Here is a 13,356-nt window from a genome sequence, read left to right as displayed (position 1 = left end):
TAGAATTCGCCTTTCATTTAAATGAAGGGCGAGTTTTTATCGTTATGAAGGAAATTAAAGATGGTTGGAAAAGAGCCTGTATGTTTAGGCGAAAGCGCTAAACCGATGTAATACTCGGACTCCCGCACGCGCTTTCGCACTTTTGTTCTTAGAGGGGAAGATAAAAAATTGCGCAAACAATGGATAGGGATTCTTGCTTTTTTAGTGATGTGGCAACTCGTAGTTCCACCTATGTCATTTGCTGAACGAAATGCTTTAGTCGATGTGAAGTCTACTTACTGGGCAGCACCATCGATTCATGAAATGCTCGCAAGTGGTTATATGAATGCTTATGAGGACGGAACATTTAAGCCGAACCAACCAATAACACGTAGCGAAGTTGCTGAAACGCTTGTGAAAGCACTAAATCTACCACTTGATGCATCCATTCAATTACAAGCAAAAGACATGCCAACGACACACCCTCAGTACGACATGTTCCGTAAATTAGTGGAGTTACATGTTGTTGATCATCGTCAACAATTGAATCCGGACAAGTTTGTCACACGTGGACAAATGGCTAAAATGATTGCCCAAGCATTTGGCATCGAGGTTGATGAAAGAAATGAGGCGACATTTCTTGATACGAAAAAGGGTTGTTGGGCTAAGCATTATATTGAATCATTGGCGGATGTTGGTGTTATAACAGGAAAGCCAAACATGAAATATGAGCCGTATGCTCAGGTGACACGTGCCCAAATGGCTGTACTAATAATACGTGCTCTCGATTTTAAAGCCCAAATGGACAATTTAGAAGTGGCTTATGATTATTTAGGGAAGCGATATATTACAACGGTTTTAGAAAATGAAGCACAGGGCACTGAAATTGTCCGTTTAGTCAATGAAGAACGTGAGAAAAACGGTCTTTCTTCATTAATACAAGATCCGTATTTAAACCAGCTTGCAACCATTAAAGTACAGGATATGTTCGAATACGATTATTTCGATCATCAATCTCCGTACTACGGGCATTCTTGGGACATGGCGACATTGTATGACTATGAATTTTTAAGTTTCGGTGAAAATATTGCCCGCTTTTTCATAAAACCGGAAGAGGTCATGGCAGCATGGATGGCATCCGAGTCGCATCGTGAAAATATTTTAAAGCCCAACTATACCCATATTGGGATTGCGGTAAAAAAAGATGATAATGGAAAATATTACTTTATCCAACTTTTTTCGACCAAATAATATGCCAAATTATAGTGCGTAACATTACAGGGATATTACGGTCGAGTAATGCAAATTTATAAAATCGCTCATAAAAGCGCTAGATTACTAGCTTTCGCTAGAAATTTAGTGCTTTTTGATTTTCATCTAACTGTTACAAAAGTGAAAAATTATTACATGGTAATCTGTGTTAGTCTTGAAGTAGGCAAAAGAACCAACAATTTGAAGGGAGTATCAAATACTTATCATGAAGAGATGGTTATTGCCAGTTTTTGCATCGTTTATGATTTTTGCAGGAGCTGGAACAGACAGCGCAGAAGCAGCAACACCAAAAGAATTAACAGCTACAGCTTATAAATATATTGGCGTTCCATATGTATATGGAGGCACAACAACAAGTGGTTTAGATTGTTCAGGATTTACACGCTTAGTATTTAACCAACTAGGTATTTCTATTAACCGCACATCGTCAGCACAGTATTCACAAGGGACAGCCGTTTCAAAAAGCGATTTACAAGTAGGCGACCTTGTATTTTATAATACATCTGGTAGAGGTGTATCGCATGTAGGGATTTATGTTGGAAATAACAAGTTTATCCATTCTGGTACAAGCACAGGCGTAACAGTGGCAAGTATGAGTACTTCCTACTGGGCAACACGCTATGTTGGCGCAAAACGTATTGCGACATTTACAGAAGAAGCTGTTCAACAAACAACAGAGCAAGTAAAAGATGCATCAATTGATTTCACCGTGTATGCATCACGTGGTGAAGTGGCACTTCAATTAGCACAAGTTTTAGGTGTTAATACATCCAATACAAACTCGCCTTTCGTAGATGTCAAATCAGATTCAAAATATGCAGGTGCAACAACGGCACTTTATAATTTAGGAGTATTTACTGGTGACGCAAACGGTAAATTCAATGCAGGCTCACCGCTTACTCGCTCACAAATGGCAAAAGTCTTAGTTGAGGCATTCAACTTAAAGATGACAAATAAAGTTGTGCATTTTACAGATGTTAGTGATCAGAGCTGGGATTATGAATATATTAAAATTTTAGCTTCCAATGGTGTTACAATTGGACAAGGTGACGGTACATATGGTAAATCTAGCTATGTCACATTAAAGCAATTACATACATTTATTGAACGCGCAAGCAATTTAAATTAGGTTGTCTACTTTTGTAAGCATAGATGGCTACCAACCGATCTCTTGCAAAAGTTTAACAATAGAGTGGAGAGGCTTCCGACAGGCGCCTCTCTCTTTTTTTTTTTTTTGCAATCTGCAAAAATACGACATTATTTTGGTGAAGAGCTGCAATGATTTTGCTATATTTTTTCGTGTACACTAACAATATAGCAAATCTAGATGTAATAACCTGTTTTACATAGAGAGATTTTCCTGTATATAAACAAGGTTCAATACCAGATTATGTTCTTGATTAAAAAAGAAGATTGCTCTAAAAATATATGGAGTGAAGGGCGGCGAGTGTAGCTGACGGCATGAGCCTTTCGCTACAGAGCAATGTTTTTCTGCACCGGAAGTGAAACGGCAGGTGCAAAGCTTCCAGCGGGAAAAGCGATAGAAGAACAAAGGCTAAAACCGTCACGTCCTGTGACAACGCCTTTGTGAACCAACATCATGTTGGCCCGAGACCCCACAGGAAATTTATTTGCGACGAAAGCGCAGCGACAGGAGCACCGAAGAATGAGCGACGAGGAGGCTCGACCTCGACTGCGGAAAGTGTCCGCCCGTAACGGAATGTACGGTCAAGTACAGATTTTGTTAAAGAGCCATAAACAATTCTAGAAAAAGAGAAAGCTATATTTTCTTCGCGAAGTAAGGTAGAATAAGGTAGAAAAGCCATATATTTTTATCGACAAAAATCTGCTAGAATAGAGTTGTTTATAGAAAAGAAGGAGGAAAAAGACATTGTTTTTAAGGAGATTTACTTTAACTTTTATCGTTGTCATTATGTCAATGTTCAGCATACAAAGTGCGTATGCAAGCCAGCGTTTTGCTGATATTCCGACTTCTCATGAAGCCTATGAGGAAATTAATTATTTAGTGAATGAAGGCGTTATTCAAGGATATACGGAAAATGGGAAAAAGGTATTTAAACCAGGAGATAACGTAAAGAGATGGCAAGTAGCAAAAATGGTCATTAATGCTGCTGGTATTCAAGTCTCGAAACCATCTACATCATCATTTACAGATGTAAAGGTTGGATCAGAAGAGTCGATGTATGTAGAAACAGCGGTCAAATTAGGGATTATTGCGCCAACGTCAAGTACAACATTTGCTCCGCATGTACCCATTACACGAAATGAAATGGCGAAAGCATTAGCTGTAGCTTTTAAATTAGATGTAAACAAATATGCAAATTTAGCTATACCATTTAAAGATGTATCAAGTTCTAACAAATACTATAAATATATTTCGGCTATTTATTATAATGGCTACACAAAATTAACATCTGCCGGTACGTTTTTACCTACTAGTAATTTAACACGTGGACAGTTTGGGTTGTTTGTAGCACGTGCAGCATCTGAAGATTATCGTTTAGACTTACCTGTACAAGGCGAGACGGTGCCGAATGAAGATGACGCGATTATGCAAGTAAAAGCGAATACGGATAATTTAAACGTCCGTTCATCGAAGGAGTTTTCGGGGTCTTCAAATATTTTAGGCAAAGTAAGTAAAGGGTACATTTTCAATGTATATGAAGTAGGCGCTGACTATTATAAAGTTGATTTTAATGGACAATATGCTTACATTTATAAAACGTATGCAGATGAAATTACGAAGCCACCGGTAGAAGGGAATCCTGATGAAGGCGAGCCACCTGTCGTGGAAAAGCCAGAGTCAAATGCCACAACAATCGGTATTGCGACAGTGAACAATTTAAATATCCGGGCAGAAGGGAATGCGAGCTCGGCTGTTTTAGGGAAAATTGATCGCGGTACAAAAGTCGATGTGCTATCGATTTCAGGTGCATGGGTTAAAATTTCATATAATGGTACAATTGGTTATACAAGTAAAACGTATTTACGTTTAATCAATAAATCGGGTTCACCAGTGGCAGGACGTATTATTGTGATTGATCCTGGTCATGGTGGTAAAGATCCAGGTGCAGTAAGTGGCAATGCTGTGGAAAAGTCAATTGTGTTCAATACAGCGAACAAAGTAAAGCAAAAGCTAGAAGCAGCTGGTGCGATTGTAAAGATGACGCGTACAGGGGATACATATCCATCGTTAGAAGAACGTGTAAAGTTTGCGAAAGATAATTACGGTGAGATTTTTGTTAGTATTCATGCCAATGCTGCAGGTGCATCAGCACAAGGAACGGAAACATATTATAGCATTAGCGCAAACGATAATGAGAAAGAAGATTATGCGTTAGCGAAATTCATCAATGATGAAATCGTAAAAAATGCCAACATGAAAGATCGTGGTGTAAAGCGTGAGGATTATTATGTGATTCGAAATCTTTACATTCCAGCTATATTAGTAGAGTTAGGATTTGTGACAAATAGTGAAGACAGTGCAAAGTTAACAAGTGATCAATATGTTGATATTTTTGGACAGTCTATCTATAATGGGATTGTAAAATACTACTCGCAAACAAATTAAACATAAACGTTACCTTATTGTGTACAAGCACGATAAGGTAACGTTTTTTTATTGCTTAGGAAATAAAATATGCCAAAATTCGAGGTTGGACGATTTAGCAGGAAATTGTTGAATGAAGTCGAAAAGGTCATAGATAGATTGTGAGGGGAGGAGGAGGGAGTTGATTATTATTCATCGGAGTGTATGCGAGAAAATACAAATGTACGAGTCATTGTTAAAACGAATAAATATGCAGAGTGTGCAATATGATGCAATTTAGGTGTTGTATAAAAATGCGAGGAAAGGTTATTATGGTGAGTTGCGTGCCGACCGGGAGTGGACAGACATGCAATTATCACAACGACATTACTTATTCCATAGTTATGAAACGGTCAATCCGTTTGGCTATTCCCATCAGATGGATACACTGTTTGTAAGTAAGCAGTTCGTGTTAGTAATCGAAACAAAGGATATTGGGGGACAAATTGATTTTGATGATAAGGTGCGACAAATGATTCAAACAAAAGCAGATGGTACAAAAATAGTTTATAAGAACCCGACGGATCAGGTGTTAAGGCATCGAATGTTTATAGAAGAAGAGTTGTTGAAAATAGGTATTGATGTTCCTGTTGTACCAGTCGTTGTGTTTACCGATTCCAAAACATGGATTGCTACACCAACACAGGAGGTAGATGTGTTTCGGTTAAGTGGTTTGCGGAGTAAAGTGAGTAGATTGTTTGAGCAGTATACAGCTACTTTGGGGGAGGAGTTACTCGATTATGTGAAGGAGCATTTCATTGCTTGTTACCAGAAGTTAGCGCTCAAGCGGATTTATCCAAAAGTATCGGTCATGAAAGGTGTTGTTTGTATCGATTGTCGGATGCAGATGAGGCATGAGCGAAAGGGGTTTCGCTGTATGCAGTGTGGGACGAAAACGACGAATGGTGTTTACGAGGCACTACATGATTACCGGTTACTGTATAAGGACTGGATTACGAATCAAGAATTTCGGGATTTTTTAGGGGTAGAAAGTATTTATACCGCTAGTCGCATGTTAAGTAAATTAGGGATAGATTATATGGGGAATTTCAAAAATCGGAAATATGTGATTCCTACAAATATTTTAGCAATGGCAAGTAAAAAAGGAAATTAGGCAAGTAAATTTAAAAATTAGGCAAGTAAATCTCGAAATTAAGCAAGTAAACTGAAACCCCCTCGCGCAATCGAAAAGTTGCACGAGGGGGTTTTTTACACTCGGTATTGCTTATAAAACTTATGTTCTACAGCGAATGCTGCGAAGATTGTGAAGAAGATGAGTGTATATACTTTTAGTTCCCAAATATTATAGAATGCGCCACATACGCCGGTTGCAATCCACAGTCCTATCATCATCTGTCCGAAACGTGTATGACGTTGCTTCCAGAAGAGTGCGACCATCGCAAGTAAGTAGACGGCAAATAAGATAACGCCGAGTGTACCTGTCTCTGCAATGATTTGAATGTACTGATTATCTGAGTAAATTTTATTTTCAAAGTAAATCGATAAGTCGATGCCGTAGTCTGCGTAAATTGGCGAGCCGTAAGAAATCGTAGCCGCTCCACCAAATGTACCGAAACCAGTACCAGCGACTGGATAATCTTGATAGATTTCAAATCCTTTTTTAATATAGAAGACGCGCCCGTTTGATACCATACGATCGACGTTTTTGTTATCTAAAATTTGACCGAAACGATCGGCTAATGAACCGACTGTACCATCAGGTGCTTCTACACCAAGGTATTTAATGAATGATACACTTGCATTCACTGGATAGTACACGAGTATAAATGCGGCAAGCCAACCGATAGCAAGCGTTTTGACCAGCTTCCAGTCTCTTGAGAAAATTAAGTACGTAATCGCAAAGAATGCACCAGCAATTAATGTACCGCGAGAGAATGTTAAGATTAACACCCCAATAAAGAGCACTAAACTAATGTTTAAAAACCATTTGTACTGCATATTTTTGTAAAGGTTTTTTAGGAACAATACAGCGATAACTGTAAACATCATAATTAATGCAAGTGAGTTCGGATTACCTGGTAACCCGTATATACGCTGTAAATTTTCAGCTGATAACGGCATGTACTGCCAATACTCTGGTAGAAGCCATTGACGAATCGAGATTTTCTCCACTAGCCCGTGTAAGGATACTAACCAACCGAGACCGACTGCTGTCCAACTTAGCTGTTGTTTCCAATTGGCAGGTAGCGCTGTACGAGATAGGAAGTAATAGATTAAGTACATAATCATAAATGTACGCACTTGGAATACGATTGCCCCAATACTTACCCCGTTTAAATAACCAACAAGTGAACCTACCCCTAAGAAGAAGAAAAACGCCCATTCAAATAGTTTAAAATGTAATAAACCTTTTATATCGAATCGACTAGCGATTAATAGTTTGATCAATAAGATGAATGTAATTAAATCTCCAATGAATTTTAACCCTGGATTCAACTCTACAAGTAGAGGGCGAATTGCTACATAAATGAGTAAGTATAAAACGCTTTGCAAAGGTTTTATAAATGCAAAAATAGCAAAAATCAAACTCGTTACAATCAGTGCAATCTTAGAAGGTAGCAATAATGATAAAAATGTTACGGCCACTAAGAGAACGATTGTTAATACTTCTTTTGAAAGAAGTGACTGTTTCATGCGTTGCATAGAATTATTCCTTTCGTGTTGTTATCAAAAATGTATTATACCATTGTCCTATAAAAAATGTGCAATAGTATGAAATAAACCATATCACCTACATATTTTAGGAAGACTTTCCCTTAATAATTCTAATATATTCTGCTAGAATAAGACATAGAAAAGGAGAGAGATAAATGAAAAAAATTATTATGTTCATCGTTGTGTTTTTATTTTCTGGGGTATTTCTCCAACCTGCAGAGGCAAGTGATATTGACGGGCATCATATGGAAACAGAAATGACCTATTTGATTAAGCATAACATACTCCTTGCTGAGGATGGAAAATATTATCCAAACCGTGCAATTACCCGGGCAGAATTTGCTTCGTTTGTCTCGAGAGCCTTACAACTGGATGAAACAGAATCTTATACTTTTGTAGACGTACCTCCTTCGTATCAGTATGCGCAAGATATTTCAAATGCAGCGGCTGCTGGGATCATTACAGGATACGGTCAAAATGAGTTCAAGCCAAATCAACCAGTGACACGTCAGCACATGGCAGTGATGCTATATCGTGCATTAAACTACCTTGATATAAAGACGACACCTACAACTTTAACGTTCCGTGATACGCATACAATTAATAAAGACTATCACGTAGCCATTGGGGTAAATACAAGTCTAGGCATTATTAAAGGTACACCGATGAAAGATGGTACATATTTTTACCCTCAAAATAATGCAACACGCGCACAAGCAGCAGCATTTATTTACCGTTTAATTGGCGTGATTGCAGATGAGAAGCCGGAGCTAGGTTATGAAAAGCCGGTGGAAGTGGAAAAAGAGGTTTATACATTACATAAAATTGCAAATGGTCAATCGTCTGTCGTAAAAGAATTTGAGACATTTGAACAAGCTGTAAAAGCATTTGATTTTTCGCAAGGGCATTATATTAAACGCGATGAAAAAATTGTGAAAATGTCATACGGCTTAGCCGTAACGAATAATTTTACACTTGTTTATGATACAGACAAAAAAACACAGCGTACATATGTGACGTATGATGCTGAAATGGTTTATAAAAATGTGGATAATGATTTAACATGGGTTGAAGTGGAGTTAGCGGGTCAACGAGGGTATGTCAAGTTATCGGATGTGACATTAATCCCTTATGCGTTACTACCAGGTCGTGCCTATTATGAAGTGAAAAATGGTCAATTAGTTCACAATATTTATAGTTATAAAACAGGAAAATATGCTGCTTATATTACGGGAAAAGCGCCAAGCTTTTTAGCGGAAAATAGTAAGTATTACAGCTGGGACGGGGTATCGTTCTTTAATGGTGCTGGTACAGCGGTAGGGAAGGCATATAACTATTATCAGTTCTTGCCAATACATTCAAAGACGAACTATACAGCGGAAGAAATTGATGCGTATGTGATGGAAAGACTGAGCGAATTAGAGGAACTGGCCAATCGCTATCCAGATACGTATCGTATTTACAAAGATGCAACGACAAAGAGCAAAATCATTGGGATAGGAGAAATGTTGAAAAAAATTGAAGCCGAGTATAACGTCAACGCGATGATGATTTTAGCGCTATCCTTCCATGAGAGTTTGTATGGGATGAGTGATCGTGCACAACTAGAAAATAATTTATTTGGTCTTTACGTAACGGATTCCAACCCGCTATTAAAGAAATTTGAATCGGTAGAAGCTAATATTTTAGAGCTGTTAAATGCATTTTGGTTGAAAAATTACGTCCCAGCCAATGGGAAACATGCAAATGGTGCTGTATTTGGCCATAAAGCAATCGGATTTAATGTCAAGTATGCATCCGATCCGTATTGGGGCAGTAAAGCGGCAGGACATTACTATCGCATTGATAAAGCACTCGGTTTGAAAGATGCCAAAAATGCTTATACAGTTGGGATGACAAATACAACAGGATTAAATGTTCGTACAGGTCCAGGGACAAATAATCCAAAACTATTTACGTATGCAAAAATGAATCTACCAGTATTGATTTTAGGACAAGAGAATGGTTGGTATCGTATTGTCTCTGACGTCACAAGAGAAGGCAATGCTTACGTATCCGGTCAGTATGTAGATGTTTTAAATACGTATAAGTAGATTAATAGTTAGTGAAGTGAAGAGAAAAGTAATGTATAATGAATGAGAGAACCTTACATTTATTTCCATTAAGTGTTTTTAATGAAGAGATTAATAAGGTTTCAATGTTCTAGTTATATCGTTACTTTTTCTTCGCTTTTATTTTTAAAACTCGTAGTGAGCAAAAATGTATCCTAAAAATACTATTTAATATAGTAAAAGGTGTGTATCATGGCCTCCGCGCTTTGCCACAGCCTACACAGGAGCTAAAACAGGCGCGGCCTGTTTGGATCTCCTGTTCCTGCTCCTGACGTTGCACTTTCGTCGCAAAGAGAATCTTGGCTCCTGTGGCTATGGTGCGCTACGGCAAAAAGTGAATACTTCTCGATGTGCTAGAAAAATATTTCTCTTATCTAAAAGAAATCATTTTCTTTCTATTTGCACATATCGTTGCCTAGCCTCTGTAATCTATGAGGATATTTATTATTTTTTAGCAACTCATTTTTTTACTGAACAATAGTTGCTTGTAGCGGAGGCACGAGACTCCTACGGGAAAAGCGAGACAATCAAGACCCCGCAGGAGTGAAGCATGAACGACGAGGAGGCTTGATCTCGCCCGTGGAAAGCGAGTGCCGGAGCGGAAAGCAACGGTTACTCAAATAGTAATATATGTTTTGGGATCTGCTCGTTATGAGTTTAAAATATAATGTTATTTTTCTCTGAAACTTATTTGTAGTGGGGAATAGAAACGTTTGCAGCAAGTGTGCGCTTGAAAAAGTAAGAAATATCAGGAGCTAGTTTCAAAGATAGAGAGGTTAGGAAAGTACAATGAAAAAAATACTTATTTATTTAGTTGCTTTTGTACTAGCATTATCACCGCTATATAGCGCCTCGGCTAGTGCAAATCAAACAACGAAGCTAACAAAGCCAGTATCTTCAGGTACGACGTTATACCAATATACACATCAAGGTACGTATACAAATCAAATTAGTCATCTAGCGATTAATTTAAATGATCCGTACACAAAGGTTGAGGTAGGGTTGCCAAGTGTATACGGTGGTTTAGCAACAACAACGGCGTTAGCGAATAGTCATTCATACGATGGACATCGAGTAGTCGGCGCAGTGAATGCGGCTTTTTATGATATGTCGACGGGCTATCCACTGTATTTAATTTCACAAGATAATAAGATTTATAATGGTGGTATTTTAGCAAAAAATACTTCAGGGTATGTAAGTTATCCGATTGCCTTTGGTGTGACTTCCAATGGTTCAGCGGAAATTGATACATATGATTTTAAAGTAACGACAGTTTCTAAGCTTGGTAGAATTCCATTAACGGGCTTGAATCGTCAACGTCAACAAGATGAATCGATTTTATTTACACCACAGCATCATACGTCCGCTACAAATTCGAACCAATACGGTGTCGAGTATGTCGTACAAACGGATGAACAGATTACATCTACATATTTTGGTCAACAGTTAAGTGGGAAAGTCGTACAAATTCGCCCGTATGGTTCGACACAAAAGCTAGACATTCCAAAGAACGGTTTTGTTATTTCAGCCAATGGTGCACAAGCCACAAAATTCGAGTCATTGCAAGTGGGCGATGCGATGGCAGTAGAAATAAGTATTAATGAAAAATGGCAAGATGCTGAATTTATGTTGGCGAGTGGACCGATGCTTGTGCGCGATGGCCAACGCTATATTACGATGGATACATCTAGCTCACGTGCAAAAGAAGTAGCGCCGCGTAGTGCGATTGCGATTAGTAAAGATAAAAAGACCGTTCACTTTGTCACGGTAGACGGGCGTTTATCGAATAGTAAAGGGATGAATCTTGTCCAATTTGCGGATTACTTAGTGAGCCAAGGATATGATCGTGCTATTAATCTAGATGGCGGTGGTTCAACAACAATGGCTTATCGTAATCATGGTAGCAATAATGTTGTCGTAGCAAACAGAACATCTAATAGTGGCGGGGCTGAGCGTCGTGTATCGGCGATTTTAGAGGCGATTAGTACAGCGCCTTTATCAGATGCCAAAACGTTAAAATATTCACGTACAAATGTCGGGACATTACTCGTTGATAGTACGTCAACTGTCACAATTGAGTATGCATTAGACCAATATTACAATCCGCTACCAGTAAGTAGCTCAAACATTTCGTTTAAGTCTGAAAATGGTCATGTAGCATTTACGAATACAACGATTCAAGCTGTTTCAGCAGGTACGGATCGTGTCCAAATTTTATATAACGGAAAAGCAGTTGAATCATTCCCGATTATAGTAACCGATACACCAGGTACAATGGCCATTTCCGGTAGTAAAGAGGTCGTGAAAGATGCGGCAACAACGTATACACTAGCAGCAAAAGACCAAGCTGGTAATCATCTAGTATATAGCTCATCACAAGTGAAATGGTCGGTCGACGGAGATATTGGCTACATTAACCAAGACGGTAAATTTGTTGCGACTAAAGTAGGTACAGGGAAAATTGTAGCACAATTAGGTAGTGGTTCTACATCGATCACAGTGACTGTTATGGATAAATCCATCTTTAAAGATGTGCCAGCAAGCCACCCGTATTATAAAGAAGTAAGCTATCTAGTTGAAAAGAAATATATTACAGGTTATGGTGATGGCACGTTTAGGCCCGAGCAAACGTTAACACGTGCACATGGTGCTGTTATTATTAGCCGTGTACTTGGATTAGATACATCAAAAATCAAGGATCCGGGCTTTAAAGACGTGAAAGTGTCGCATACGTATTATAAGGAAATTGCCGCCATTCAAAATGCAGGCATTATGGACGGGTTAAACGGTAACTTCAATCCCGAGGGGCAATTAACACGTGCACAGATGGCCAAAATCATCGCCAATGCATTTAAATTAGAAGGCATTTCTTCCATCCAGTTTAAAGATGTACCAAAAAGTGATTGGGCATATGAATATGTACAGGCGCTCGCTGCAAATAATATTACAACAGGTTATGGTGGCGGCATCTTTAAGCCAAACGAAAAAATTAGCCGCGTACACTTCGGATTATTCTTATACCGCGTGTTGAATCAATAACAAATAGGAATCTCGTTTTTACATACAACGAGATTCCTATTTTATTTACTCGTAATAAGCAAATTTATAAATATATATTATCAGTTGAGTAACCGTCGATTTCCGCTCCATTCGGCTCGCTTTCCACGGGCATGGCTTCAGCCTCCTCGTCGCTCGTACCTCACTCCTGCGGGGTCTTCAGCTCATGCAACTGTCGCTACGCTTTCGTTGCAGAAAAACATTGCTATTCCCGTAGGAGTCTCGCCGATTTCACTTCAATCAACTGGCAAGTCATTTTTGATCATGTTTTTCTAACGAAAAAATGTTTCTATAAAGTAAATATTTTGTTAATCAAAACACTTGGTTGAATACAATAATCAGTTGCTAAAAATATAGAAAGATTATCATCTGTTAAGGTAGAGGTTGGGCAATTATACTTGAAAAGAGAAAGGAAATGATTTTTTTAAATAATAGAAATATTTTTCTAACATATCGAGAAGTATTTACTTTTGCCGTAGCGGGCCATAGCCACAGGAGCCGGAACAGGAGATCCAAACAGGCCGCGCCTGTTTTAGCTCCTGTGTAGGCTGTGGCAAAGCGCGGAGGCGATGATACACTTCCTTTTAATAACTATTACCATTTAATTGGTGTTTTAGGGATTTCTTTTGCTCATTATGAGTTATTTACTAG

General features: G+C 38.5%; 7 protein-coding genes. 6 read left to right on the top strand and 1 reads right to left on the bottom strand.

The features are described from left to right. Positions 1–168: 168 nt before the first annotated feature. From AC3II9_RS02055 to AC3II9_RS02040, 4 genes are all read left to right on the top strand, one after another. Positions 169–1,230 carry a CAP and S-layer homology domain-containing protein gene (locus AC3II9_RS02055; protein ID WP_489152823.1) on the top strand — a complete coding sequence of 354 codons (1,062 nt, stop codon included), beginning with the start codon at positions 169–171 and terminating at the stop codon, positions 1,228–1,230. A 223-nt stretch (positions 1,231–1,453) separates the two neighbouring features. Next, positions 1,454–2,380 (top strand): C40 family peptidase, encoded by a 927-nt coding sequence (locus AC3II9_RS02050; RefSeq protein ID WP_489152976.1) that lies wholly within the window; start codon positions 1,454–1,456, stop codon positions 2,378–2,380. Positions 2,381–3,142: 762 nt separating this feature from the next. After that, positions 3,143–4,843 (top strand): N-acetylmuramoyl-L-alanine amidase, encoded by a 1,701-nt coding sequence (locus tag AC3II9_RS02045; RefSeq protein ID WP_489152822.1) that lies wholly within the window; start codon positions 3,143–3,145, stop codon positions 4,841–4,843. 259 nt (positions 4,844–5,102) lie between these two features. Beyond that, positions 5,103–5,975, top strand: a complete 873-nt coding sequence (locus tag AC3II9_RS02040; RefSeq protein ID WP_489152821.1) for a nuclease-related domain-containing protein — start codon at positions 5,103–5,105, stop codon at positions 5,973–5,975. A 95-nt stretch (positions 5,976–6,070) separates the two neighbouring features. Here AC3II9_RS02040 and AC3II9_RS02035 read toward each other — a convergent pair whose 3' ends face one another. Further along, complete coding sequence (locus AC3II9_RS02035) at positions 6,071–7,525, bottom strand: O-antigen ligase family protein (RefSeq protein WP_489152820.1); 1,455 nt, start codon at positions 7,523–7,525, stop codon at positions 6,071–6,073. 167 nt (positions 7,526–7,692) lie between these two features. Between AC3II9_RS02035 and AC3II9_RS02030 the strand changes: the two genes are divergently transcribed. Next, entirely contained in the window at positions 7,693–9,630 is a 1,938-nt protein-coding gene (locus AC3II9_RS02030; protein ID WP_489152819.1) for an S-layer homology domain-containing protein, read from the top strand. 807 nt (positions 9,631–10,437) lie between these two features. After that, a complete protein-coding gene (locus AC3II9_RS02025) occupies positions 10,438–12,687 on the top strand; it encodes an S-layer homology domain-containing protein (RefSeq protein ID WP_489152818.1) in 2,250 nt (749 codons plus the stop codon). Positions 12,688–13,356 lie beyond the last annotated feature (669 nt).

The organism is Lysinibacillus sp. RU7, from assembly GCF_057837305.1.
The sequence above is the reverse complement of the archived record's forward strand: the minus strand, read 5'-3'. Positions and strand labels throughout refer to the sequence as shown.